21 protein-coding genes and 1 tRNA gene are annotated in these 25977 nt (G+C 48.6%); 10 read left to right on the forward strand and 12 right to left on the reverse strand.

The annotated features are described in order from the left end of the window. Nucleotides 1-242 precede the first annotated feature (242 nt). Together GILYN3_RS05045 and GILYN3_RS05050 are read right to left on the reverse strand one after the other, a co-directional pair. Nucleotides 243-1103 carry a CheR family methyltransferase gene (locus tag GILYN3_RS05045; RefSeq protein ID WP_049721834.1) on the reverse strand — a complete coding sequence of 287 codons (861 nt, stop codon included), beginning with the start codon at nt 1101-1103 and terminating at the stop codon, nt 243-245. 79 nt (nt 1104-1182) lie between these two features. Beyond that, nucleotides 1183-2136 carry a chemotaxis protein CheV gene (locus GILYN3_RS05050; RefSeq protein ID WP_049721835.1) on the reverse strand — a complete coding sequence of 318 codons (954 nt, stop codon included), beginning with the start codon at nt 2134-2136 and terminating at the stop codon, nt 1183-1185. 340 nt (nt 2137-2476) lie between these two features. Here GILYN3_RS05050 and flgA point away from each other — a divergent pair, with 340 nt between their 5' ends. From flgA to GILYN3_RS05075, 5 genes are all read left to right on the forward strand, one after another. Continuing rightward, nucleotides 2477-3202 (forward strand): flagellar basal body P-ring formation chaperone FlgA, encoded by a 726-nt coding sequence (gene flgA / locus GILYN3_RS05055; protein WP_049721836.1) that lies wholly within the window; start codon nt 2477-2479, stop codon nt 3200-3202. 179 nt (nt 3203-3381) lie between these two features. After that, entirely contained in the window at nt 3382-3696 is a 315-nt protein-coding gene (gene flgM, locus GILYN3_RS05060) for a flagellar biosynthesis anti-sigma factor FlgM (protein ID WP_049721837.1), read from the forward strand. Between the two features lie 142 nt (nt 3697-3838). Then, the gene (locus GILYN3_RS05065) at nt 3839-4315 is read left to right on the forward strand and encodes a flagella synthesis protein FlgN (protein WP_049721838.1); all 477 of its coding nucleotides are present in this window, start codon (nt 3839-3841) and stop codon (nt 4313-4315) included. A gap of 72 nt (nt 4316-4387) precedes the next feature. Then, a tRNA-Arg gene (locus tag GILYN3_RS05070) sits at nt 4388-4464 on the forward strand. Nucleotides 4465-4481: 17 nt separating this feature from the next. Next, nucleotides 4482-5195 carry a 16S rRNA (uracil(1498)-N(3))-methyltransferase gene (locus tag GILYN3_RS05075; protein ID WP_049721839.1) on the forward strand — a complete coding sequence of 238 codons (714 nt, stop codon included), beginning with the start codon at nt 4482-4484 and terminating at the stop codon, nt 5193-5195. Between the two features lie 18 nt (nt 5196-5213). Here the strand turns inward: GILYN3_RS05075 and GILYN3_RS05080 are convergent, their stop codons facing one another. Together GILYN3_RS05080 and ttcA are read right to left on the reverse strand one after the other, a co-directional pair. Then, complete coding sequence (locus GILYN3_RS05080; protein WP_049721840.1) at nt 5214-7655, reverse strand: putative bifunctional diguanylate cyclase/phosphodiesterase; 2442 nt, start codon at nt 7653-7655, stop codon at nt 5214-5216. 301 nt (nt 7656-7956) lie between these two features. Continuing rightward, entirely contained in the window at nt 7957-8868 is a 912-nt protein-coding gene (gene ttcA / locus GILYN3_RS05085; RefSeq protein WP_084005119.1) for a tRNA 2-thiocytidine(32) synthetase TtcA, read from the reverse strand. Nucleotides 8869-9202: 334 nt separating this feature from the next. On the opposite strand from ttcA, the gene GILYN3_RS05090 reads away from it, so the two are divergent. From GILYN3_RS05090 to bioA, 3 genes are all read left to right on the forward strand, one after another. Continuing rightward, nucleotides 9203-9985 (forward strand): flagellar brake protein, encoded by a 783-nt coding sequence (locus tag GILYN3_RS05090; RefSeq protein ID WP_049721841.1) that lies wholly within the window; start codon nt 9203-9205, stop codon nt 9983-9985. A gap of 31 nt (nt 9986-10016) precedes the next feature. Continuing rightward, entirely contained in the window at nt 10017-11585 is a 1569-nt protein-coding gene (locus GILYN3_RS05095; protein WP_049721842.1) for a methyl-accepting chemotaxis protein, read from the forward strand. 133 nt (nt 11586-11718) lie between these two features. Continuing rightward, nucleotides 11719-13005 carry an adenosylmethionine--8-amino-7-oxononanoate transaminase gene (gene bioA / locus GILYN3_RS05100; protein ID WP_049721843.1) on the forward strand — a complete coding sequence of 429 codons (1287 nt, stop codon included), beginning with the start codon at nt 11719-11721 and terminating at the stop codon, nt 13003-13005. A gap of 116 nt (nt 13006-13121) precedes the next feature. On the opposite strand, the gene GILYN3_RS05105 is transcribed toward bioA, so the two are convergent. From GILYN3_RS05105 to GILYN3_RS05140, 8 genes are all read right to left on the reverse strand, one after another. Next, nucleotides 13122-14129, reverse strand: a complete 1008-nt coding sequence (locus GILYN3_RS05105; RefSeq protein WP_049721844.1) for a tryptophan--tRNA ligase — start codon at nt 14127-14129, stop codon at nt 13122-13124. 72 nt (nt 14130-14201) lie between these two features. Continuing rightward, on the reverse strand, nt 14202-15323 hold the full coding sequence (locus GILYN3_RS05110) for a tRNA-queuosine alpha-mannosyltransferase domain-containing protein (RefSeq protein ID WP_049721845.1): 1122 nt from the start codon (nt 15321-15323) through the stop codon (nt 14202-14204). After that, nucleotides 15320-16642, reverse strand: a complete 1323-nt coding sequence (locus GILYN3_RS05115) for a M18 family aminopeptidase (protein WP_049721846.1) — start codon at nt 16640-16642, stop codon at nt 15320-15322. The genes GILYN3_RS05110 and GILYN3_RS05115 overlap by 4 nt, the downstream gene beginning before the upstream one ends. 62 nt (nt 16643-16704) lie before the next feature. Then, nucleotides 16705-17460: a tRNA (adenosine(37)-N6)-threonylcarbamoyltransferase complex dimerization subunit type 1 TsaB gene (gene tsaB / locus GILYN3_RS05120; protein ID WP_232305506.1), complete on the reverse strand. Its 756-nt coding sequence runs from the start codon at nt 17458-17460 to the stop codon at nt 16705-16707. A 368-nt stretch (nt 17461-17828) separates the two neighbouring features. Continuing rightward, the gene (adk, locus tag GILYN3_RS05125) at nt 17829-18482 is read right to left on the reverse strand and encodes an adenylate kinase (protein WP_049721847.1); all 654 of its coding nucleotides are present in this window, start codon (nt 18480-18482) and stop codon (nt 17829-17831) included. 462 nt (nt 18483-18944) lie between these two features. Further along, on the reverse strand, nt 18945-19475 hold the full coding sequence (locus GILYN3_RS05130) for a shikimate kinase (protein WP_232305507.1): 531 nt from the start codon (nt 19473-19475) through the stop codon (nt 18945-18947). A gap of 11 nt (nt 19476-19486) precedes the next feature. Further along, the gene (locus GILYN3_RS05135; RefSeq protein ID WP_049721848.1) at nt 19487-21133 is read right to left on the reverse strand and encodes a methyl-accepting chemotaxis protein; all 1647 of its coding nucleotides are present in this window, start codon (nt 21131-21133) and stop codon (nt 19487-19489) included. 153 nt (nt 21134-21286) lie between these two features. Further along, nucleotides 21287-23002, reverse strand: coding sequence for a potassium/proton antiporter (locus GILYN3_RS05140; RefSeq protein ID WP_049721849.1), 1716 nt, complete (start codon nt 23000-23002; stop codon nt 21287-21289). Between the two features lie 133 nt (nt 23003-23135). On the opposite strand from GILYN3_RS05140, the gene GILYN3_RS05145 reads away from it, so the two are divergent. Further along, nucleotides 23136-25139: a VacB/RNase II family 3'-5' exoribonuclease gene (locus GILYN3_RS05145; RefSeq protein WP_049721850.1), complete on the forward strand. Its 2004-nt coding sequence runs from the start codon at nt 23136-23138 to the stop codon at nt 25137-25139. Nucleotides 25140-25178: 39 nt separating this feature from the next. Further along, the gene (locus tag GILYN3_RS05150; RefSeq protein ID WP_049721851.1) at nt 25179-25643 is read left to right on the forward strand and encodes an EVE domain-containing protein; all 465 of its coding nucleotides are present in this window, start codon (nt 25179-25181) and stop codon (nt 25641-25643) included. Nucleotides 25644-25977: the final 334 nt, after the last annotated feature.

Consider the following 25977-nt stretch of genomic DNA (forward strand, 5'->3'; position numbering starts at 1 on the left):
TGCTCGCTGTGCGTAATTAATTGCGTTACAAGCAATAAAGCACAGGCCGTGCCAAAAACAAGAGAAAAACATAACTAATTGTTTTTATTATTGTTTTTTTTAAATAAACTCTGATTGCAAGCGAACAAAGAGGAAAACACTAAGGGCAAGGCGGCAAGGCGTTACCGCTGCCAGTTGCCGCTTGCCTGCCGCAATTAAAGAGGTAATAAAGAAGAATGAACAGAGAGGTTTAAGCTCGAAGCTTACAGCGCGCGATATAAAATACCCGGCTCGCAACGAATCATCTCAAACAAATGGGAGGCGCCAGCAACCCCTTCGGATGAGCCTAGGAACACGATGCCTCCAGGCTTGAGACTGGCGTGGATTTTTTCTAGGATCCGTGTTTTAAGCGCTGCGTCAAAATAAATAAGCACATTGCGACAAAAGACTATATCGAAGCGTCCAAGTGCTGCGTATGAATCCAGCAGATTAATAGCTTTAAACTCGATGCATTCACGCAACTTAGGCTTTACTTGCCAGCGGTCACCATCGAGTGGCTCGAAGTAAGCGTCGCGCCGCTCTTGCGATAGGCCGCGCATCACCGAAAGCTTATCGTAAATACCTTGGCGCGCTTGCTCGAGCACGATGGACGATAAATCGGTTGCCACGATTTGCACCGGTCGCGCTAACGCCCCCATAGCGCGTCGCCGATACTCATCAACTGTCATACTTAAAGAGTACGGCTCTTGCCCTGATGAGCACGCCGCCGACCAAACCCTAATTGGCCCAAACATACGTTTCGATGGCTGCATTAAGTCAGGTAATATAGTCGATTTAAGATATTCAAACGGATAGTTATCGCGAAACCAGAATGTTTCGTTGGTAGTCATTACATCGATAACTTGATCGCGCAAGCGACGGTTTGAATTACGCTTTAAGACCCCGACCAACTCAGAGAACGACTCTAAGTTGTGCTCTTCTAGCAAACGCCGCACACGATTAGTTACCAGATATTGCTTGTTCTCCCCTAGTGAGATACCACAGGCGTCCTGCAAAAACTCGCGAAAGTGATCAAACTCGACTTGCGCCAGTGTTCCGCCTTGGGCGGTACGGTCAGTTGTCATACCCGTCCTTTCATTGTGCCGTTACGGCAAAAGCCTGATCTCAACAAGTGCATTAAATACTCATAGTATCATATTGATTTTACTCGAGTTTATCTAGCAGGTTCTCGCCTGATATAGCCAGTACCCGATCGTTAACCCGCTGCGCCAACTCATCGGGATGGAACTTCGCCAAAAAGTCATCGGCACCCACTTTTTTAACCATCGCGGCGTTGAAAACACCGCTAAGCGAGGTGTGCAACACAATATACATTTTATTTAGCGTACTATTTGCTCGAACCTCGGCGGTAAATGTGTAACCGTCCATCTCGGGCATTTCGATATCCGAGATAATCATAATAAGCTCTTCTAGCGGATTTAAGCCCTCTTTCTCCATATCGAGCAAATAGTTCATCGCCTCTCGGCCATCTTTTTTAAGTGTAGTGCGAATCCCCATGGACTCGACTACGCGCTGAATTTGCTTGCGTGCAATATTTGAGTCATCAACGATCAATACATGTTTTTGCACGACTCGCTCGGCAATACCGTCATCGACAACACCGGCGCTAACTTGCTCATTAACAGGCGCCACTTCAGCTAAGATTTTTTCTACATCAACAATCTCGACAAGCTTTTCGTCAACCTCTGTCACCGCAGTTAAGTAGTGCGCCTTACCGGCCCCTGATGGTGGCGGATGGATATCGCTCCAGTTCATATTCACAATGCGGTCTACACCACTCACCAAAAAGCCCTGTTGTGTGCGGTTATATTCGGTAATGATCACAAAACAATCTGCGAGATTATCCAGTGGCTTACGGCCGATAGCTAGGTTCATATCAAGAATAGGAATGGTGCCACCACGAATATGTGCCACCCCGCGTACCACGGCGCTTCGCCCTGGTATTTCATTAAGTGGTGGGCACTGCAGCACCTCTTTCACTTTAAAGACGTTTATGCCGTACAGCTGTTGGCCGCGAAGCCGAAACAGCAATAGCTCGAGCCGATTTTGCCCGACCAATTGTGTTCTTTGATTGACACCGTCTAACACGCCGGCCATAGATACCTCTCCAATCAAGCGCAAGTTGAATCTAGCGCGATATTATCAATACTTTACGCCAAGTATTTAAATTAAAACACTGGACGCCAGCCTATAGCCATTACTTCTGCCAGCTTAAGCTTAGAAGTAACCGCAGGCCTGGCCGTCACCCGCTATATACTTTGTTGCACTGCTCGCTGCCGGCACGGTCTTTGCTCTGTTAGCTCTATACTAGGTTAACGGCTGATTTTTGACGCACTTTAATCACCGACTTAAATATAGTCTAAACGGCGGCCTTATGACGCGTGTTTTATTGAGCCGCCCTAAAAAACCTTAACCGCTCTTAACAGGAAGTATACACATGACCCGAGCACGCTTGCTCCTCACAAACCTGACATTAGCGCTTGCATTGCTCGCAGCTGGTGCCGTGGTTGCTGCCACCGAGCAGCAGGATTTAAGCGAGCTAAAAACTCAAGCAACGCTGTTTCTACAGGAGCGTTACGCCCAGCAGCTACAAGCATCAACCGATACTAGCGAAGTCACAGTGGCCGCCCCAGACCCGCGTCTACGGCTGGCTAAATGCAGCCAAGCATTAACCTTTAGTGCTAGAGATATGGGCAACGACGGCGGGGCCATTAGTGTTAAAGCCATATGTGACGGGGAACAGCCTTGGTCACTTTATTTAAGCGCGCAAGTCGATGTTTATCGTAATGTGCTGGTAACCGCCATCCCGCTAGCGCGTGGAGCCGTAATAGATATGGCCGCCATTAGTCAGCAACGGCTGAATACTAGCAGCCTGCGCCAAGGTTATCTTACCCTGCCCGATCAAGCCTTAGGGCTATTGGTGCGCCGCTCACTGGACGTAGGTGAGCCACTACGCACTGGCGTGCTAGAGCAGCCTTTAGCGGTTAAACGCGGTGATATCGTGACACTTGAGTCTACTAATGGCGCGATTATAGTAGCCACCCAAGCGGAAGCACTTAGCAACGGCCGTGTGGGGGAACAAATTCGCGTAAAAAACACCAGTTCGAAACGTGTCGTTAGAGCTAATATCTTGGGCGAAGGTCGCGTTGGCGCCAATTTTTAGACGGTTTGTGGCTCAATGTGAACTAAATCGCAAAAAAGTGACAGAAAATACTAAAGTTGTACGCCTGCCCGCCGAAAGCGGATGTAGACGAGTTGCATGTAACGCTACGGCGAGCACGCACTCTGTGTATTGGCAAGTACCGAGGCTACCTCGGCATCAGGCAACGTTGGGAACATACTATGGTTATTGATACTTCAAATACAGTAAAAACAAATACGGCCAACAGCGGACGTACAACGGCTACCGCCGGTAATGCACGGGCGGATAAAACTAGCCCGCAAGCTCAAGGACAAGCGAGCAGTGGCGCTGACAGCGTCGCACTAAGCCCGGAGGCGCAAACCATTAGCCATTTACGTGAGGCGATAGACAATGCCTCAGGCGTAGACAGCGAACGCGTTAATAGCATTAAGCTGGCGATTGCAGAGGGACGATTTGAAATCAACCCAGAGCGCTTAGCTCAAGCCATGCTGGCGCAAGACGATTTATTAAGCTGATACAGCTTTAAGACTTAAACTGGTGTCGAGTCCATTTGCCTGAGCTCGTCATCGGCTACTGCCCTGCCGATTAATGCATTGACTGGCAGGGTGCTGGGTTTACCCCTAGCATTGCCAATACACACTCATACAGAGGTTTGTCATGTCCGCCAATCCACAGCTGGTACGTGAAATGCTCAACCGCGATTTACACGCGGCGCAACGGCTACAAGAACTACTAATCGAAGAGCGTGGATTACTGCAAACACGTAATCACGAAGCCCTAGTCACGCTTATCAGCGAGAAAAACTCCCACCTCACCTTACTTGAAGGCCACGCAAAAGAACGCGCAGCGCTATTACAAGCATTACAGCTAGATGACAACCCTCAAAGCTGGCAGGAATTTTTAGCCTCTGATGCACACTTAACTGAGCTGATTCCTTTGTGGCAGCAGCTGCACAACGAAGTGAGCCAATGTAATGAGCTTAATAACCTTAATGGCAAATTAGTGGCCCGCTCGCAGCAAACCCTTAAACGGCTACTCGATCTAGTCCGCGGTAAAACATCCACCGCGGGCTTATACGATGCCAGCGGCAGCGCCACCAACAGCTCATCAAGCAACACACTAACTCGCGCATAACGGATCTGGGAATTTAATACACTCTTTTCTTGGATTATTGCAGTAAAGTTTCTACAATGGCGCCTCGCAAAAGCCCCGGTAGCTCAGCTGGATAGAGCAGCCGCCTCCTAAGCGGCAGGTCGGACGTTCGAATCGTCTCCGGGGCGCCATTTATTACAGCCTATTTATGAACCTAATCCTATTATTTGCCGACGATTTTGACTCTCACGGTTTTGCCGTACTACGCGACCCTCGCCGTATAGAACATATTTGTCAGGTTCACCGCGCCAAACTGGGTGACACGTTACGTGTCGGTCAAGTAGATGGATTAATGGGCAACGGTAAAATAGTACAACTACAATCGCAGCAAATCACTTTAGAGCTCAACCTAACCGAGCCACCGCCACCGCCGTCTAATATTCACCTGATTCTTGCTTTGCCGCGTCCGCCAATGCTTAAACGGACGCTGCAAACCATCGCCACACTTGGTGTAAAGCAACTCACATTGCTACAAAGCGCACGGGTCGAGAAAAGCTATTGGCAATCGCCACAACTGCAACCACAAAAAATACACTCCGAGTTGCTGCTTGGGCTTGAGCAGGGTTGCGACACTCAGTTTCCGGTTATTCATACCGCCAAACGTTTTCGACCGTTTGTCGAAGATCAGCTGCCTGAACTAATACGCGACCACGACGCCATACTGGCACACCCTTACGTAGATGCCCCCTGCCCCACAACCACCAGCCGGCCAACATTACTCGCGATTGGCCCAGAGGGCGGCTTTATTGATAACGAAATCAATATGCTAACTAAGGCTGGGTTTAAAGGTGTGACACTGGGACGGCGCATTATGCGAGTAGAAACTGTGGTGCCCTATTTACTGGGGCACCTTGGTGGCTAAAAGACAAGGCATCTAAACTTAGCTTTTGGGCTTTAAGAAAGCTTCAAACTGAACCGCCGGCACGGCCGGGCTGAAGTAAAATCCTTGGTAGGTGTGGCAATTATAAATATTCAGTATTTCCAATTGCTCGGCCGTTTCAACGCCTTCAGCCACCACATTTAAATCAAGCAAACGGGCCATGGTAATAATCGTTTCCACCAGCACTCTATCGTTGCGGTCATGGCTTAAATCTTGGACAAAGCTTTTATCTATTTTTAAGGTCGATACCGGCAGGCGCTTTAAGTAACTAATAGATGAATAACCGGTACCAAAATCATCCAACGAAAAGCTCACATGATGCGCAGCTAAGGTCGACATAATATCAATCGCCTCATCAACACGCTGAATAATAATACCTTCTGTAATTTCAATATCGAGTGCACCGGCAGGCACATCATAACGCTGCAAAGCGCTTATGACGTCGGGCACAAAGCTCGCACCGCGAAATTGACGCGGGCTAACATTAACACTCAACGTCATCGCAGGCCCCCACAAACCTTTAGCGGTCCAGTCTTTTAAACTTTGACACGCCTGTTCGATAACCCACCGGCCGACTTCAATGATTAACCCCGATGTTTCTAGCACAGGAATAAAATCCATCGGCGAAACCTGCCCTTTTTCTGGGTGCATCCAGCGCAACAATGCCTCAGCCCCCACAACTTCACCGCTAGCGACATCAAGTTTTGGCTGGTAATACAGCACAAATTGTTGCTGCTCTAATGCCTTGTGTAAATCAGCCTCCATTATCAGCTGTGCACTAACCTTGTCGGCCATATCTTTATTAAAAAACTCGATAGAATCTCGACCTTTCTCTTTTACGTGGTACATGGCCGTATCGGCATAACGTAACAATTCGTCTACGATATTATTTTTATCGGGATAAACCACCACACCAACACTACAGGTAATACGCAACTCCATTTTATCGTGCTTAATTGGCTGCGATACCACCGTGCGTATTTTTTCTCCCACTTCCCCGGCTTTAAGTGCCGCCACATCAAGGGTGTGGTCAAGCACCGTGAGCACCACAATGAATTCATCACCACTTAACCTTGCCACTAAGTCTTCTTCGCGCACCGTGTGCTTCAAACGTCGAGCAACTTCTTGCAAGACTAAGTCGCCCACTGGGTGACCAAGTGAATCATTAATATTTTTGAATTTATCAAGATCAATAAACAATACGGCACCAAAGTAGCCATGGCGCTTGGCGCGGCGCACCTCGTGCTCTAACCGCTCGACCAACTGGAGCCGGTTGGGCAAACTAGTTAAGGCGTCGTGATGTGCCATATACTGCATTTTTTCTTGAGCGGTTTTACGCTCAGTAACATCAACAGACAGAACTAACGACACCACCTCGTCATAATAATCCAGTGGAATCATATGAGTTTGTAAAAACAGCTGATTACCATCGGCACGCACAAAACCCTCTTCAATCAGATCCAACTCTTCACAGTTATCGATTACCCGCGCATCGTTGGCAAGTACTTGATCAATATTATCAACTGAGTGTTTTAGTAAACTGCGCACATGAGTAGTACACATTTGCTCTGGGGTATAACCTAACGCATCGGCCAATGCATGATTGGCAAACAGGTAATAGCCCTGTTTATTACGGGCACCAATAAGTACTGGCAGGCTATCGACAATTTGTCGCAAATGTTCTTCACTTTTACGTAATGTCAGCTCTATCGCGCGGCGCTTGGTCAAAGACAATTCGACAACATCAAGCAACTGGTTGGCACTACTGATAACCCTAGCCAGCTCATCTTTACGCGGCCCGGGTAATGGCGTTAAACGTTTTACGCCAGGTTGGTCAGGGTCGATTGTATTAATTTCTTGAGATAGACGAGCAAGAGGCTTAGTAAGCTTTACGTAAAAAGCAATAAACAATAAAACAACCAGCGCCAAATTGCGCAGCACCCCCGTCACTAAGTTCAGCTCTGAGCGGCTGTAAAAGCTCTGCAATGCCTGACGCTTATCAACCCGCAACGATATCTTACCCGTAGAGTATTGTATCCCCCCCGGAACGACTAGCTCTGCAGTATATTGAAGTAGGTTGTTATCGATGGTTTTGATAAGCCAGCCAGATGTATGCTCGATAGGGGTTCGTATCGATTCGGCTAAAATATTGCCTCGCTCATCGTGAATGGCTACCTCGTAGATAAAGTCGTAATTGAACAAGCCATTTACCACCTCGGCTGCTAGATCATCATCAAGAGTGTGTACTGCACGTGCAGCCGGAGGAGTGGCGACTTGAATCACACGATCAACAAGCTTATCAAACTCACGCGATTGGGCATGATAATCAAGGTAAATCTGCCCTAAGCTCATGGAGAAGCTTAATACAAATACGAGAATAATCCCGATCTTTGCAAGCTGGAATGAAATCCCTTCGGAGAAGGTTGGTCCTTTATTATGCATTCGTCGATAATTCCCCAGCGGGGTTTTTATTATCACTCGATAAAATAGGCGCATCACGCTTGCAGTGCGTCATTTAACCGACCACCCTTTCAACTACTGTAGTGCTTTTTGGCTGATGCCGCCACCGCTAGATGTATAATTTTAAGGCTATTTTGCACAAGAAAATGGCTCTGATGCCTCCATTGGCATCAACACCTCTGCCGCCGAGCGCTGACGAATAACATCTGTATTTAACGTAGCATTAGTACTTTCAGGCTCCGCCAAACTAAACCAAGCTTAAATGTAAGAGCTAAACTGAACGTTAAATCTCGTAAGCTTGAATCGTATTGTTAGAGTTTTGCGTTTCTAGTTTGGGGGTTAGCGCCATAAAATCGAACAAATTTCGATCAGCCAATTGCGAAGGGGCAACATTACAAATAGCCGAGAAAATAGTCTCTAAGCGACCCGGATGTGATTGATCCCACCCCTGTAGCATATCTTTAATAACCTGGCGTTGGAGGTTATCTTGCGAGCCGCATAAATTACACGGAATAATAGGAAAGCCGCGGTGTTCAGCATACGCCGCTAAGTCTTTTTCTTTGCAATAAGCCATTGGCCGGATAAGTACATTACGGCCATTATCGGCCAGTAATTTAGGTGGCATCGCTTTGAGCTTGCCGCCATAGAACATATTAAGAAACAAAGTTTCAATAATGTCGTCGCGATGATGACCCAAGGCGATTTTAGTGGCTCCAATTTCGTCGGCAAAACTGTAGAGCGTGCCGCGCCGTAGACGTGAGCAAAGCCCGCAGGTGGTTTTCCCCTCAGGGACTAACTCAGTGACAATGCTGTAGGTGTCTTTTTCGACAACATGATACGCGACACCAAGCTTCTCCAAGTACTCTGGCAACACATGCTCAGGAAACCCAGGTTGCTTCTGATCCATATTTACTGCGACTAGATCAAACTTAATAGGGGCCGTTTTTTGCAAACCCAGTAAAACATCAAGCATACCGTAAGAATCTTTACCGCCCGATAGGCACACCATGACCTTATCGCCTTCGACAATCATATCGAAATCGGCAATCGCAGTCCCCACTTGACGACGCAGCCTTTTTTGCAGTTTATTCAACTCCAACTTTTGCTTGCGTGCGGGGGTTATATCTTGCTCACCAGTTACCTGCTTTACAGTGCTCGTCGCTGTGCCGGGGTAAATAGATACCGAATCATTCATGCTTACAACCTACCAATTATGACTTGAGCCCAACGAATTTATTTTTCATTCAATATAGCGCCCATTAAAAGAACCAAGGCCGACACACACAAGGCCTAGATAACCGTTAGCTAATCGGGCGCTATTGTACGGATATTAAGCAGCTATGCGAAGTCTTTTGCCGTTTACCGGCAGTGCTTTGCCGCTCGTCAACAGAAGCTGCCACGGCAGTACCCTAGCCTTTCGATAGAGACCTCGTATTTAAAGGGTTAGCCGACAACACTAGTAGTGGCACGAGGATTGCTCTGATCACGATGAAAACTGAATTTTATAACTACTTTTAGAGGATGATATCGTGAAGCAGAACTTATGGCGCCAGCTCACTCGCCCGTTCAAGGAGCTTACGCGTAAATCACCTCTCTCTGCCCCCCACGAGCCCACTCAAAATCAGGCGAGTGCAGCCTGCATTGAAACCCTCGCGCAATGGCAGCAAGCACGTCGCATCTTAAATGTAGAATCCAACCAGTGGCCGAATTTAGGGCAAAGTTTAATCTTAGCCATAGACGCCAAACGTGAACTGCTTTGGTTGGATGATGTATTCCCCGCACAGGATTCATTAGCTGAAGGGCAATCACTGCGCGTCAGCTTACGTCAAGGCTTTGAGCGCTGCTATTTTACCTCTACGGTTATCGCTATTGTCCACAAAACCCAAGGACGTATGATTGCCCTGTATATACCTGCTGAAATACATCGCGCCCCGCGACGTATTCAACCGCGATTTATTCTGCCGGGTCCAACCCTCAACGCTAAAATTCGCGCCGCCGGTTTGCACCCAGAAAGCTGTCAGGTAATTAATATTAGTGCAGGAGGAATGCGCGTCGCCCTTAATGGCAATTTACTTAAGCATTACCGACCAGGCAGCGTATTACCTTATTGTCATTTTGCCTTAAGTCCCGATATTATAATTACCTGTAGCGGTATCATAAAAGCCGCCACTCTCGATAAAAGCATAGGACGTAAGACTAAAGTTAGCCTTAGTTTTGCCGATATAACTTTTGGACAACGTCAACAAATTACTGCCTACCTGCATAAGCTACAAATACTTGATGACTACCGCGAGGTTGCCATCGGCGCTTAAGCTCGGCAGCAAAGCCTAAGAGATCTTTTAAATGCGCAATAATGGTCACGTCACCAATAGGGAAGTCCCAGTTCAGCCAAAGGAAGAAATCGTTTCATCAACTGACACCCAAGGTAAACTGACATATTGCAATGAAACCTTTTGTAAAATATCAGGCTATTCACTTGATGAGTTAATTGGCCAGCCTCATAACATCCTGCGCCACCCCGACATGCCCGCCGAAGCGTTTGCACAGCTTTGGCAAGCGCTAAAGCAAGGTAAACCTTGGTTAGGAATGGTTAAAAATCGCTGCAAAAATGGCGATTATTATTGGGTTAGCGCTTACGTCACCCCAGTAGGTAAACATGGCACGACTCACGGCTATGAATCAGTCCGAGTACGCGCCGATGCAGAAGTGACCAAACGTGCTGAGGCTGCTTATAAGCGCTTAAATGCAGGAAAGTCTGCTTGCCCTCCGCTTACTGCATTGTATCAACGCAATCAAACTGCATTATTTATCACCTTGGCATTGTTGCTGGTAACAACCATTTATGGTTTGCTGACAGCACATCAATTACAGAGTTACATTGCCGGTGGTGTGTTATCCGTTTTTGCTGGCGCGCTCGCGCAATGGGGCCACAAAATAACACTAAAATCAGCTCTTGAGCGAGCTCATGCCAGCCATTATGACCCAGTGGCAACTTATATATATACCGGACGAGCAGATGACACCGGAGATGTGGAGCTAGCGCAAATAGCATTAGCAGCACGTTTGCGCACAGCGTTAGGGCGTTTTCAGGAGTCGGCAGCAGACCTTAAAAGTCAGGCGATTTCCGCGCAGCAGCAAGCTGACACTACACTGCACCGAATGGCCAAACAGCAAACAGAAACAACTCACGTTGCTCATGCAATGAGCCAAATGTCACAGGCGGTACAAGAGATCGCACAAGGGGCGAGCGATACATCGATCAGCACCCAAGAAGCCATAAAAGAAGTAGACCGCGGCAATCAGGTGATCGAGCATGCCAACAATGCTATCAATGAACTATCAAGCACGGTCACCTCACTTAATAATGTAATGACACGTTTAACCGAAGGCAGCGGTAAAATTGCCAACGTTGCCGAAGTCATCCGAGCCGTTGCCGAACAAACCAACTTACTTGCCCTCAATGCGGCCATCGAAGCCGCTCGTGCTGGCGAGCAAGGACGAGGTTTTGCGGTAGTTGCCGATGAGGTTAGAACCCTCGCACAGCGCACCCAGCATTCGACCGAGGACATTCAAGCCATTATTGGCGAGCTATCGCAGAGCACACAACTTGCCGGCGACAATATGACACGTTGCCAAAATCTTGTGGATCGCAGTGTTAGCGAAATGGTTAATGTCAGCGATGCCTTGGCGGCCATCACCGGCGCCGTTAACGCCATCGATAGCTTATCGCAGCAAATAGCCGCAGCGGCAGAAGAACAATCGGTCACCGCTGCCGACATTGATAACAACACCCGCACTATTATTCAGATCAGCGACGAAACCAAGTCTGTCACCGAGGCAACCAGTCGTGCAAATAAAAGCATGGCCGAGAGCGCCGGACAGCAATTTGAGCTGGTGGAGCGGTTTAGCTAATCACACCTATAAATTGCCAAATTTAATGCTGCGTTGGCTGATATTCATCTGCGCATAAGCCTCAAGACTTGCTAAAAGTGATCAAAACCCGTAGCTTTGGCCGCTTTTAGCAAGTACAGACAAGGGGTACAACATGGCGCTTAGCAACGATGATATTTTGGCCGGTGATCGCGCTCACGTTTGGCACCCCTACTCTTCGTTTTTAACACCATCACCCATTTACGCTGTGCGCAGCGCCAAGGGCGTAACCATCACCCTTGCCGATGGGCGTGAGTTGCTCGATGGCATGTCATCTTGGTGGAGTGTCTTACACGGCTACAATCACCCGCGCATGAATGCCGCACTTATGGCACAAGCCGAGCAAGTCAGTCATGTTATGTTCGGCGGTTTAACCCATGAGCCCGCAGTGACTTTATGTCAAAAACTGGTCGAGTTAACACCGGCAGGACTCAACAAAGTCTTTTTATCCGATTCGGGCTCTGTCAGTGTCGAAGTGGCCATGAAAATGGCACTGCAATACTGGCACTCGCAAGGACGGCCAGAAAAGCATCAGTTTTTAGCGTTAAAAAAAGGCTATCACGGTGACACTTTTGGGGCGATGAGTGTATGTGACCCGGTCACCGGCATGCACCATTTATTTCGTGATAATTTAATGCAGCAGCGCTTTGCTGAGCCGCCCAATAGCGATTTTTTTGGTGAGTTTAAGGAATCAGACTTAGACAGCATAACCGCACACCTACAACACCACGAGCAACTGGCGGCGATTATCTTAGAGCCGATTGTCCAAGGCACCGGCGGCATGCGCTTTTACTCACCGGTGTACTTACAAAAAGTACGCGAGCTGTGCGACGAGTACAATGTGCTGCTGATCGCCGATGAAATCGCCACCGGCTTTGGTCGCACCGGAAAACTGTTTGCCTGTGAGCACGCCGGCATCAGTCCAGATATTTTATGCTTAGGTAAAACCCTCACCGGCGGCTATATGACGCTCGCCGCCACTTTGTGTAATGACAAAATTAGCAACGGCATTTGTCAGGGCGAAGCCGGTGTTTTTATGCACGGCCCAACCTTTATGGGCAACCCACTAGCGTGCGCTATGGCCAACACCAGTATCGACTTACTGCTGGAAAACAACTGGCAACAACAAGTCGCGGCACTAGAGATAGGTCTAACACAAGGGCTTGAGCCCTGCCGTCAACTGCCCGCGGTAGCCGACGTAAGAGTGCTTGGCGGTATTGGTGTAGTTGAGCTGCATAAAGCGCAAACACTCGATGATTTACAACCGGCCTTTGTCGCCGAAGGTATTTGGGTGCGGCCGTTTGGTAAGCTCGTGTATGTGATGCCGCCGTATATTATGTCAGCGGCCGAGCTGAAAAAGCTCACCCAAGGGATTTTTAATGTGGTCGCGGGACTGTCGTAAAACGGGACGAATTTAACCTAACTGACTTACGCAACAGCCGGCGCATCATCGACACCGGCTGTTGCGCTTACTTACTTTCAAATAAGTTTTAACTCATAGGTTTTAACCCATAAGTTTTAACCCATGGCCTTTAAGCCAACGGCCGAGCGCAACTGCTCGATAGCAGGTTTGCTATACTCCCGCGCACGACTTGCGCCCTGCTGTAGAATCTCTTCGATATCCGCAGGCCGCGCCATTAAATCCTCATAGGATTCACGCGCCTCTCCAAGCTGGCCGTTAACCAACTCAAACAATTGACGCTTAGCCTCGCCCCAAGCGATACCTTCGGCAAATTGACTGCGCATGGTTTCGACTTGCTCTTTAGAGGCAAACGCTTCCCATATTTGAAACACAGTCGAGGTGTCGGGATCTTTTGGCTCGCCCGGCTCTAACAAATTTGTTTTGATTTTATTGATGTGTTTTTTTAATTGTTTTTCGGGCAAAAATAACGGGATAGTATTGTTGTAACTCTTGCTCATTTTACGACCATCAAGGCCCTGCAATACGGCAACTTTGTCATCCACTTGTGCCTTTGGTAAAACAAAGTGCTCGCCATAATGATGATTAAAGCGGCCAGCAATATCGCGCGCCATCTCGACGTGTTGAATCTGATCTTTACCGACCGGAACGATATTCGCGTTAAACATAAGGATATCGGCAGCCATCAGCACCGGATAACCATACAAACCCATGGTTACTCCGTAATCCGCGTCTTCACCGGCTTCGATGTTCGCTGCGACCGCCGCTTTATAAGCGTGGGCTCGATTCATTAGCCCTTTGGCCGCCATACAGGTAAGCAACCAACATAGCTCCGGTATTTCGGGGATATCCGATTGACGATAAAACACTGCTTTATCGGTATCGAGCCCCAAAGCTAGCCAAGTGGCGGCGATTTCACGGCGGGATTGTTCTATGCGCGCGGGATCATCGCACTTTATCAGCGCGTGGTAATCGGCCAAAAAGTAAAACGATTGCAGCTCGGGATCTTGACTTGCGGCAATAGCTGGCCGAATCGCGCCGACATAATTACCCAAATGGGGCGTTCCAGTGGTGGTAATACCGGTTAAAACACGTTGTTTGCTCATGGATACTGGCTCATGAAGGATTCTTTAATGTTAATACTGAGAGGTGCTTAGGTGCCTATGATACAGGTTCACTTAATGCCTGTGTAGCGCGCTAAGCTCACGCAATAGTTGTTGGTATTGCGAGCCACCTGCGGCCCACTGCAAAGCAGACAAATCTACTGTCGCTGGTCTTTTGATTGGATCTAGGCGTGCTTTGATCGCTGTCGCAAACGCTTCGGCATCAGCATTCAGCTCACCGCTTAGCGGATAACAAGCCGATGCACCAAACCACTCGGGATACGCCTGGTGATTAGGCACCACCGGCACAGCGCCGGCAGCCACAGCTTCGAGTACCGAGAGTCCCTGAAAATCGTGGTTAGCGCTGGAGAGCACGAGATCACAACTTGCGAGTAGCTGACGATATTCTGTACCGGATAAATACCCCCACTGCCCTAGCCCACCGGCATCGGACAACAGTTGTTTTATCGCCGCGAACTCGACCGGCACCTGACGAAATGATTGCCCCACCACGTGCAGGGTAAACGGCAACTCAGCACCATACTCGGCACACAACAACTGTAGCGCGCGCAATAAAAGTGCAGGGTTTTTATCGTACTCCCAGCGATGATTCCAGATTAATTGCGCGCGTCCATTACACTTAGGCACCGCCTCGCGAGGTAAAAAACAGGTGTCTTCCAACAGTACTGGAATCACACTCGCGCGGCTTTGTAGTTGTTTAATGATTCCCGCTGGCACTAAGTCCGGCAGCTTGCGCAGTAATTGCTCTGCTCCGGTAAAAAACGAATCGTGATTGAACGCTGTATTAAACACCAACCGATCGGCGCATAGCGCGCTGTAAAGCGTTACAATTTGTGGCTCAACCGAGGCATACGCGGTGCGACTTTTAGGGTAGGAAAATTGGTTTTCATGAAAATATAATACCGTGGGCAAGCGCGCTAACGCCGGCACCATACCGCGCAGGGCTGACAAATCCACCATGCTAGTCGCCAGCAATACATCGTAGTCCGCCTCAAGCGTCTCGCGATGCAACCCAGCAAAACTTAAACTATTGCCCCGAATACGCCAGCTAAAGTGTCGCGGCGGCAGTGCTAACTGAGTAAAGTCAAACTCTGACAAATGCTCGGCCAGTCCTTTGCGCCAGCGCTGGTGGCTGGCGGCATCGTAACCGGACAAGAGTAAAACACGGTGGTTCAAACGCTACTGCCAAGACGCAATGGGCGGCGATAAAAAAGCTCTAACACTTGTTTTAACGCAACAGCATCATCACTACCAGCCAGCTCGCGAATAGAGTGCATAGCAAACGTCGGCACGCCAACATCAATAGTGCGCACACCCACTTCAGCGGCACTAATAGGGCCGATAGTGCTACCGCACTCCATGTCCGTGCGCGAAACAAAACTCTGCACCGCAACACCGGCCTCCTCACATAACAATCGAAACATGCCACTGGTTTCGCTGTTGGTGGCGTAGCGCTGATTGGCATTCACTTTAATCACCGGGCCGCCGTTTAACATCGGGCGATGCTGCGCATCGTGCTTTTGTACAAAATTTGGATGAACACCATGAGCGTTATCAGCAGATACCATAATAGAGCGCTCCAAGGTGCGCATCCGATCGTTAACATCTGGAATCAAGCGTTGCAGAAATTGATCGAGCATTGGGCCTTTTGCACCACACGCCGAAGCACTGCCGACCTCTTCGTGGTCGGTACAGATTAGCAGCCGATGTTGATCGCCGTCAGCGGCCAATAACGCTTGTAAACCCACATAACAACTCAGCAAGTTATCGAGTCGTGCACTGGCAATAAATTCACGTTTTAAACCCACCAAGGCAGGCTTTTGAGTGTCGTACAAACACAGCTCATAATCGAGTATGTCGCTAGCATTAATAGTCGCCCCCTGCTCGGCCAACTGTTCACTCAGCAGTTGTTTAAACGTCGTGGTTTGATCATTTTTTGGGGTCAGCATTAACAGCGGCCGGATATCTTCTTGCGCGTTAATGGAGCTATTGCGGTTAGCCTCGCGATCGAGGTGGATAGCCAAACTCGGCACCACGGCAACCGGAGTGGTAAAGTCTATCAAGCGGCTGCACGGCTCAGAGGCTGTGTCTTTATAAGTGATTCGGCCGGCGATCGATAAATCTCGGTCGAACCAAGTGTTAAGCAAGACACCGCCATACACCTCCACGCCAACTTGGCTATACCCGACGCTCTGCACATCGGCGTGGGGTTTTACCTTTAAGCAAGGGCTATCGGTATGCGCGCCCACCATACGAATACCGCTTTCGGCAAGTGCTTCGCCGGTATATACAAAAGCTAAAATAGAGGAGTCGTTACGAGTAACAAAATAACGCCCACCGGCTTGCAACTGCCACGAGTCAGCCTCATGTATGCGCTCAAAGCCAGCCTCAGTCAACCGACGTGCCATTTCGGCGGTAGCGTGAAACGGCGTTGGACTGGCTGCGATAAACTGTAATAAGTCGTCGTTAAATGGTCTTGTTACTGCATCATTCATCATTTTGCTCTCGCGTAATCAACTTTTATAGGCGATCTTTTACTGTGCTTCGAGCCGATGCCCTATACCTGCGAGCGAATTCGCTGGCGCTTTTTCCAGGTAATTTCGTTGCGTAAATACACCGGCTGTACCTGATCGACCGGTAATGCGGCTCCGGTTTCGTAATACATCGCAGCCAATTGCACGATATCTCGGGCGCTGGGATAAACATCTATTTGAAACTGATCCGTCAGTGCCGCTAATGGCTCATAACTCCAACCACTACCGACCCCCACAAACGGTGAATCTTGCGGTACAAAGTCAGCTACAGAGTCCGGTGCAGCCACACGATCGGCACAAACAGCAAGCGGGATACTGGTAGGACTTGTACATTGGTATAAACCCCAATAGACCTCGCCCATTCTTGCATCAAGCGCACTCAGCACCTGGGTTACTGGGGCCGTTGCATCACGGAATGTGCGGCCATACGCCATAGCCATTAAGGTGGACACCGGCAACACCGGTACATCAGCACCAAAGGCTAACCCTTGCACCACACCCAAACCAATTCTCAGCCCCGTAAAAGAGCCCGGGCCCGCGCCAAAGGCAATGGCATCAAGTTGCTTTACCTTAACTCCAACATCGGCCAGCAGCTCTGCCACCATCGGCAAGACCCGCTGAGTATGGCTTTTAGCCGCAAGCTCATAGCGATCAATCAGTTGCTTGCCATCGCTATAGGCAACCGAGCAGGCATCGCTCGAGGTGTCCAGCGCAAGAATTTTAGCCATAGGGATCATCACAGCAGAGTTATAAGAGGCGCCTATTTTGACAGCTGTCACCTATCGCCTCAACTATCTTCTGTAGCGCGGGCACTGTCAGCACATAGATCAAGCTTAAGCACTTTATGCACTTAGGCATTTACGTGCTATTTTCCACAACTTATAGCGATAAAACTCTCTTAAATTTTATGTAAAAGCAGGCATATTTTTCAGTTACAACAAACCATAAAAGCTGATTATTTTTATTATTAGATTTTTAAATATGCCGAGGTAACGGTGGGGTTTAAATTGTAATAGCCCGTATCTGTTGATGCTTTATTTAACCGACCAAATATGGCAAGGCGAACTAAACACCTTACTAAAAACTATCTGGCAACAAAAAAGGCCCCAAAGGACCTTTTTTGTTGCCAGATAGTAGCTACATAGAACTAATCGGCTAGCACAGCAAATAATTGACTGCGGATACTGTCTACACTGCCCACTCCCGACACACGGGTAAAGTTAGGAGCGTTGCCACCTTTGGCCTCTAAGGCTTTATAGAATTCAACCAAGGGTTCAGTTTGCTCATGATAAATCGACAGTCTTTTACGTACGGTATCTTCTTGGTCATCTTCACGCTGCACCAAAGGCTCAGAGGTTTCATCATCTAGACCAGGTGTTTGGGGTGGGTTGTGCTCTATATGATATATGCGGCCGGATGCCTCGTGTACACGACGACCACTTAACCGACTCACAATATCTTCATCCGCCACATCAATTTCAATAACATAATCGATATCGATGCCCGCTTCTAACAGCGCCTCAGCTTGAGGAATTGTGCGAGGGAAACCGTCAAACAAAAAGCCTTTCTTGCAATCAGCAGCGGTAATACGCTCTTTAACCAAGGCGATAATCAGGTCATCCGAAACTAAGCCACCTGCGGCCATGATATCTTTGGCTTGCAAACCCAACGGCGAACCCGCCGTTACCGCAGCGCGTAACATATCGCCGGTAGAGATTTGCGGAATACCAAACTTATCCATTATCATTTTTGCCTGAGTGCCTTTACCTGCACCCGGTGCCCCCAATAATATGACCTTCATTTACAACACTCCTGAATAAAAAATAATAGACCCAATGGGGCCCGAACGGTCACTTGGCGTTCTATACCGCCTTAGTACAGCACTGCTTATTAATCACAGTTGCCGCCCGTATACCGTTACGATTAGCGCTCACCATAGCCCGTCCCGCGAGCCGACACTTACGCCGGAAAGCCTCTAAATCGAAAACCTATAATGAATAAATATTGTCCATAAAAAAGGCGATACAATACACCCCTGCCCCGACAATCACAAGACAGCCCCATTTTTGGGCCAGAAGAAAACCATAAGCTATTGTTTTACATGAAGTTAATGATCTAGCAGGAAGGCCCGCACCATTTAAAGGCATCCCGCTGGACACCTACAGACACAAGCAGACAGACAAACGAGGAAGCAAAAAGCAGGGCCTACCTAGATCTTTTGTATTTTATTTAACCGATAAAGATACATGAGATAGGCTTAGCTCTAAGCGTCTTTATCCGCGTACTGACCGCCCTCTTCGTAAATAACCTCACTCACTATTTGTGCAGGTGTTTTACCACGACAGTCGATCGTTATATTGGCATGGCGCTGATATAGCGGCTGCCGCTCCGCGTATATATCGGCCAAATTTTGACCTTCGGGACTTGCTATACCACGGGTTGAAAAGTTTTCTACTCGCGTCTCCACATCAGCCAAAGGCAAGTCAAGAAAGACCACCTGCCCGAGCGACTTAAGATGCTGCATCGCGGTATCGCTATAAATCACGCTACCGCCGGTGGCAATAACATGACGGTCACAGTTCAAGGTAAGTATTGTCGCCTCTTCGAGCTGACGCAGGTGGCGGTAGTCCGATTCGTACACAATGTCTTGCAGTGTTTTTCCGGCATCAACCTGAATAAGCAAATCAGTATCAACAAACTCACGCGCCAGCTCTTTTGCCAACAAAACCCCAATTGTGCTTTTCCCGGCACCAGGCATGCCAATAAAAACAATACTTTCACCATGTACGGTCACAACAACTCCTATTAAACTTTGAAGCTACCCACCAACTGACGTAAATTGCCGGACAACCGACTTAACTCAGCACTCGCTTCCGCCGTTTTACTCGCACCATCTGACGTATTCATCGCCAGCTCATTAATTTCTACTAAGTTTTTATCAATTTCGGCAGTCACCGAGCTTTGCTCTTCAGCTGCAGTAGCAATTTGAATCGCCATATTGGTAATGGTGACAACCGCCTCGCTAATGCTCGTCAATGATTCACCACCGGCATTGGCCGAGGCCACAGCCTCACCGGTCATATCATTTGCGTGCGCCATCGCTTGTACCGCCCCCTGCACACCGGTTTGCAACTGCACCAACATCTGCTGAATATCCTCAGTAGACTCTTGAGTGCGGCTTGCCAAGGTGCGCACTTCGTCGGCCACTACCGCAAAACCGCGGCCTTGCTCACCAGCTCGGGCGGCTTCAATAGCGGCGTTTAGTGCCAGCAAGTTAGTCTGCTCCGCGACTCCCCGAATAACATCAATCACAGAGGTGACGTTTTTAGCTTCATTTTCGAGCTTACTCATCACCTCGGCAGTATCTTTAATACGCGCCGACAGCTCCTCTACCCGTGCAACCGCAGTACGAATACGCGCCTGACCGGTCTCGGTAACAGTGCTGGCATTCTTAGCACTTTCAGCCGTCTCGTTAGTGTTTTGCGCAACCTCTTGAATCGCCATCGTCAATTCATTTACCGCCGTCACCACCATCGTAATCGCATGACATTGCTCATCGGCAGCCGTTTGACCACCACTGGAAACGTTTAATAGCAAGTTGGCCGACACCGCAACGTCTTCGGTATTCGTTCGAATTTGACTTATCAGTGACTGCAATTTGTCCATAAAGGTATTGACATGGGCTGCCAGCTCTCCAAGTTCATCATGGTGATCGGCCTCTAAGCGAATGGTCAAATCGCCATCCCCCTCCGCAATATTATGGATCCGGTTACCAATCGCTTTTAACGGACGAATGACCATCATAGGCAGCAACAGCGCCACCGCCAAAGTAATCAGTAAGCAAATAACGGCTATAACAATGAGCTTGGTCGCGATTGTTTGCGCGTCAGATTCGATTTGCTGGGTGAAGTTATCGACATGAACTAAGCGTCGCTCACCGACTAAATCTAAATGCGATCGTACCGCATCAAAATACCGAAAGCTTGTTTCAAATCCATCGATTTCAATGGCATCAATCGCCATTGGGTCGCCTAAGCTTGCTTGCTGTAAAAGATTGCGACTGTATTGATACCAAGTATCGTATAAACGCAAAAACTCTTCGCGCTCGGCAGAGGTATTGCTGTTTGATAACTCTAATGACTGTAGAAAACGCGTTTTTGCTTGTGACGCGTTCTCTTCAAACTCGCGCTCTAGCTCCGCAATGCTGGCACCACTAACGCCGCTAATAAACATGGTTCGTTCGGCGGTCAACGCCTGATACAAGTCACGGTCGGCCTGCAGAATAAGCTGTAGCTCTTGAAGGTTAACTTTAGCAATGGTGCTGGCATGAGAAGACAACTGATTGGCCGAACGCACCGAATACCAGCTTGAATACAAAAACAACAGTGCCAGCAACAATAACGGTAAGGTGAGTTTCCAGCGAAAACTCATATTGTGAAACCAAGCAAACATGTGCATCCCTCTCAATATTGCCGGCGCCACCTTTGGCGGTAGCACCTTATTATTTTTGTATCGGCCGCAAACCAGTTCTCTTAAATTATCTTTTGTGTTGAACCGCTACAGCACGGCCTTGTGGAAAGGCGACAAGAGCGAGCTTGGGGTGCATTAACGATCAAGTTTCAAGCTCACCTTGGTGACTTTTGCATCACGCATATCCAGCACCACAAATTCAACATTGCCCAGCCGTACGCGGTCACCGACTACAGGTTGCTTATAACGCTTATAAATATAGCGGCCAATACTCCAATTCGCCATTTCATCGGGCACATCAAAGTTGTACAGCATGCCCAAATCGGCAAGCTTTGCCAGAGGTGAAAAGACAAAATCGCCAAAAAACGCCTGAGCATTAAGTCGATCTGGCTCAAGCTCACCCACTAAGGTTTTATCTAAGGCTTTTAAGTCCGTCGGCCTAGCCAAGAAATACACATGATCATTAGCCAACAGCGCTGGAGTGTCTTGCAGCGGTACCGGCACCTCCTCACGCATTATGCACAACAACTGGGCTTGATCCGGCAAGAGCAAACTTGCCAGATCCATTTTTAACGCCGGCGACCCTTGCGACAGCTTATAGCCGACAAACTCAAATCCGGCCTGCCCCGGCACGCCCAGCTCAACCCGCTGCACCCGAGATGAGCTGGTAGGTACATCTAACTTTAGCCAGCGCGCCAAAGGGGCAACTGTCCAGCCCTGCAGCACCAGTGATATTAGGACGATAAAAAATGCAATATTAAAAAAGAATGGCCAGTGATCAAGCCCTGCCAGCCAAGGGAACATCGCCAACACGATGGGAACCGCGCCGCGCAACCCAACCCAGGAAATAAACAGTGTCTCACGCCAAGAGAACTGAAAAGGCAGCAGTGAAATCGTCACAGCTAAGGGACGAGCAATAAAGATTAAAAACAACCCCACCAGCAGTGCACTAGAGGCGTAAGAAACTAACTCGATCGGCGATACCAACAACCCCAGCATCAAGAACAAACTTATTTGCGCCAACCAAGCAATACCGTCGTGAAAGCGCTGAATATTGTATAGACCGCGTGAAACCCGATTGCCGACCATGAGGCCGCCCAAATACACGGCTAAAAAACCACTCGAATGCAGAACTGCTGCCACACCAAAGATCGAGATACCGCCAAACAAAGCGAGCAATGGATAAAGCCCTGGACTCAGCTCGAGCTTGGTAACCCCCCAAGCTAATACTCGCCCGCCAATCAAACCGACAGCAGCCCCAACACCCATCTGCCAAACAAAAGCCAACAGCATAGATGCGTGGAAACCGGATTCACCTAAGCGAATAAACTCGACTACGGTAATGGTTAAAAAGATAGCCATCGGGTCGTTTAGGCCCGATTCGATCTCAAGGGTGGCACCAACTCTTGTTTTAAGTGCCAGGCCTTGCATATTGAGTACTGAGAATACAGCCGCGGCATCGGTGGAGCCAACAATAGCGCCTATCAACATGCCGTCAATCCAGGGTAAATCCAGCATCCACGAGGCAAATGCGCCGCAAATAGCGGCGGTCAGAATCACGCCAAACGATGCCAACACTAAGGCCGGACGCAACCCCACCCGAAAGCTGGCAATATCGGTACGCAAACCACCATCAAACAAAATGACCGCAAGTGCGAGTGTGCCTAAAAAAAGCGCCGACTGGACATCGTCATAGGCGATTTTGCCAATGCCGTCCTCTCCCCCGAGCATACCGACCAATAAAAACACCAACAATAGTGGCATTCCTACTCGCGGAGAGAGGGCGCTGGCCAAAATGCTGATCAAAAATAAAACAGCACCAAACAATATTAACTGATTAAGTAAATCCATGAGGTAATAATACACCAGCTAAGCATGCAAATAGACGGCTCAAGCAAAAATAGTTAAACCAGCCACTACAGCGCGAGCCATTAATTCCTGTTATCATGCGCCCTATTCTCATGCCCAGATCAAGTTGTCATTCATGCTCAGTAAAGATGCTATCTCTCAGCTTTCGCAGTTAAAGTCATCCATTGTCTCTGATAAAACCTACGCCGAGGGCACAGTTCGCCCCACCGCCAAACGCTTTGGCTTTGTGCGCTTAGACGACGGTCGTGACGCCTTTCTTAACCCTGATCAGATGCTCCGAGTTCTGCCTGGCGACCGCGTAAAGGTCAGCCTGACCGAGAACAGTAAAAAACAACTAGAAGCAACACTGGATACCCTACTTGAAACACCACTAACAACATTTGTTGGCCGCTATGTCCGCAAAGGGCCTGCACATTTTGTCGAGCCCGACTTGCCACCGTTTAACCGCTGGCTATTTATCCCGCCCCACGAGCGCACCAATTGTACAGAAGGCGATCTGGTCGCCTGCGAATTGGTCAGGCACCCTTTTAAACACGAAGGCAAAGCGCAAATTCGCGTTATTAATCGTATTGGCCGACCCGATGAAATCGGTATAGAAGGCCGCTATATTGCAGCCAAATTTAATTTGCCTAGCGAGTGGAGTGAAGCTGCACTTGAGCAAAGCCAAAACATCAAAATAGATAATCTGGACGACACTAACCGCATAGATCTAACACAACTGCCACTGGTCACCATCGATTCGGAGTTTACCCGAGACATGGATGATGCCGTGCATGCGGTAGGTACCGGCGAAGGCTGGACGCTTACCACTGCCATCGCCGACCCAAGTGCCTTTATCCGTTACGGCTCAGCGCTTGATGATACTGCGCGCACCCGTGGCAGCACGCTTTATTTACTAGGCCACCCTATCACCATGCTGCCCACCGAGCTGTCCCATGACACCTTCTCGCTGATGCCAGACGAAGTGCGGCCGGCCTTAGTGTGTGAGATACAGGTAGATAGCAGTGGCAACATTACCGACTATCGCTTCCAGCAAGCTCTTATTAAATCGCATCATAAATTAAGTTATCAAGCCGTAAGTGACCTGCTGGACCAAACGGAAGGGAGCGACGACAGCTACGCAACACTCCCCGATACTGTCCGTGAGAGCCTTAACGCATTACGTGAATGTGCGGCTGCGCGGCTTAATTATCGCCGCGAACATGCATTGGTCATGGAGGATCGTGCCGACTATCAATACTGGTTAAACGATCAGAAAAAAATAGAACGTATTGAGATGCGCCAGCGCAATATTGCGCAAAAGATTGTCGAAGAGGCGATGCTGGCCACCAACATTTGTGCTGGGAATTTGTTCAAAGAGCACCCCAATACTGGCCTATACTCCGGCCATGTGGGCTTTCGGCCCGAGCGCTTAGAAGATGCTAAGCAATTAACCTGTGAGCATTTACCCGAGTTTTCTGCGCAGGATCTTGCGCAATTGCCACACTTTCAGGCTCTATTTAAACATTTACGCGATCAAGCACCACAAAGCCCAGAGCTGAATGTATTGCTATCACTGCTTCAACGCCTGCAGCAAGCGGGTAGCTTAAGCGCTGAGCATCAAAGTCATTTCGGCTTAGGCTTTGATGCCTACGCAACCGTAACCTCGCCCATTCGTCGCTATCAAGACTTGTTTAATCACTACGCACTCAAAGCTATTTTAAACAATCACGAGCTAGCTGTTGCCCCAAGCGAGCTTGCCGAGCAACAACAAAAAATATTAATTCGTGGCCGCCAAGCCAGCCGCCAATTAGAGCATTGGCTACTCTGTCAGTACTTGGCCGAACAAGTCGGAACTGTACATTTTGGCACCATCACAGGGGTTAGCCCTAACGGCATAAACGTTCGACTAAACGACATCGGCTGCGATGGCTTTGTATTGCTGTCTGAAAAAGGTAAACCACGACCTAAGTTTGACAGTAGACGCCTGCAGTTGACGACTGAAACAACTGTCTACACCCTAGATGAAACCATCGCAGTAAAAATATCGGCGGTAGATGTAGACACACGGCGTATTAGCTTAGAGTTGGTCAACCCCGCAATTGCTGAACGCTTACAAGCGTTTGAGCCAGCGCCATAACCCAAAGCTAAAAGCAGCAAGTAAGCTCGAGATTGACCGATGACTCAATACTGGTTATTTAAAACTGAGCCTGACTGTTACAGCATTGACGATCTTGCGCGCGAATCCCATCAAACCACTCGCTGGGATGGGATTCGTAACTATCAGGCACGTAATTTCTTACGCGACCAAGTCGCAATGGCCGACAGAGTATTTATCTATCACAGCCGCTGTAAACCGATGGGGATTGTCGGCACCGCCACCATCAGCCGCGCCAGTTACCCCGACCCGCAACAATTTAACCCGCAAAACCCCTACTTTGATGACAAAGCCAGCATGGATACCCCGCGCTGGTTTTGTGTTGATGTGACCCTGACCGAAAAATTTCCGCATATCATTACGCTTGAACAAATAAAACACATACAAGCATTAGACACTATGATCTTACGCAAACAAGGCCGCCTATCGATTCAGCCGGTAACAGAATACGAATGGAAGACAATCACACAACTTTCACGCATGTAGCTGATAGCACGCCACAGCTAAAAACTCATAACCATGCATCAAAATGCCTGGGACATTATTAATATGGTTGTGACACTATTAAAACCTAATACAATTTCACGCCGTGCGCGCCGCATAAATCAAACCTTTGCTTGAGCATTAAAATAAAACTTTAAACCCCGCCCCTAGCTTTAATTTCTATTCTTAATTACACAACAGCGCTGTAAAATCTACACAGCTAAGCGCGAGCACCGATCATTTCCTAAGCCACATTAATACAAAACCGAGCTTTATGTGCGACACCGCACATAAGTTTGCAAGAGCACCCTATTTGGCAAAATAATTGCAACACTCC

It is taken from the genome of Gilvimarinus polysaccharolyticus, assembly GCF_001187555.1.
Taxonomy (GTDB): Bacteria; Pseudomonadota; Gammaproteobacteria; order Pseudomonadales; family Cellvibrionaceae; genus Gilvimarinus; species Gilvimarinus polysaccharolyticus.

Bases quoted from the DNA above. Each gene is read 5' to 3' on its own strand.
- GILYN3_RS05140 (WP_049721849.1), bottom strand. From the start codon at position 23,002: ATGGATTTACTTAATCAGTTAATATTGTTTGGTGCTGTTTTATTTTTG.
- GILYN3_RS05115 (WP_049721846.1), bottom strand. From the start codon at position 16,642: ATGAATGATGCAGTAACAAGACCATTTAACGACGACTTATTACAGTTT.
- flgM (WP_049721837.1), top strand. From the start codon at position 3,382: ATGGTTATTGATACTTCAAATACAGTAAAAACAAATACGGCCAACAGC.
- GILYN3_RS05095 (WP_049721842.1), top strand. From the start codon at position 10,017: ATGCGCAATAATGGTCACGTCACCAATAGGGAAGTCCCAGTTCAGCCA.
- bioA (WP_049721843.1), top strand. From the start codon at position 11,719: ATGGCGCTTAGCAACGATGATATTTTGGCCGGTGATCGCGCTCACGTT.
- GILYN3_RS05105 (WP_049721844.1), bottom strand. From the start codon at position 14,129: ATGAGCAAACAACGTGTTTTAACCGGTATTACCACCACTGGAACGCCC.
- GILYN3_RS05045 (WP_049721834.1), bottom strand. From the start codon at position 1,103: ATGACAACTGACCGTACCGCCCAAGGCGGAACACTGGCGCAAGTCGAG.
- ttcA (WP_084005119.1), bottom strand. From the start codon at position 8,868: ATGAATGATTCGGTATCTATTTACCCCGGCACAGCGACGAGCACTGTA.
- GILYN3_RS05065 (WP_049721838.1), top strand. From the start codon at position 3,839: ATGTCCGCCAATCCACAGCTGGTACGTGAAATGCTCAACCGCGATTTA.
- GILYN3_RS05075 (WP_049721839.1), top strand. From the start codon at position 4,482: ATGAACCTAATCCTATTATTTGCCGACGATTTTGACTCTCACGGTTTT.
- GILYN3_RS05050 (WP_049721835.1), bottom strand. From the start codon at position 2,136: ATGGCCGGCGTGTTAGACGGTGTCAATCAAAGAACACAATTGGTCGGG.
- GILYN3_RS05080 (WP_049721840.1), bottom strand. From the start codon at position 7,655: ATGCATAATAAAGGACCAACCTTCTCCGAAGGGATTTCATTCCAGCTT.
- GILYN3_RS05145 (WP_049721850.1), top strand. From the start codon at position 23,136: ATGCTCAGTAAAGATGCTATCTCTCAGCTTTCGCAGTTAAAGTCATCC.
- flgA (WP_049721836.1), top strand. From the start codon at position 2,477: ATGACCCGAGCACGCTTGCTCCTCACAAACCTGACATTAGCGCTTGCA.
- GILYN3_RS05135 (WP_049721848.1), bottom strand. From the start codon at position 21,133: ATGTTTGCTTGGTTTCACAATATGAGTTTTCGCTGGAAACTCACCTTA.
- GILYN3_RS05150 (WP_049721851.1), top strand. From the start codon at position 25,179: ATGACTCAATACTGGTTATTTAAAACTGAGCCTGACTGTTACAGCATT.
- adk (WP_049721847.1), bottom strand. From the start codon at position 18,482: ATGAAGGTCATATTATTGGGGGCACCGGGTGCAGGTAAAGGCACTCAG.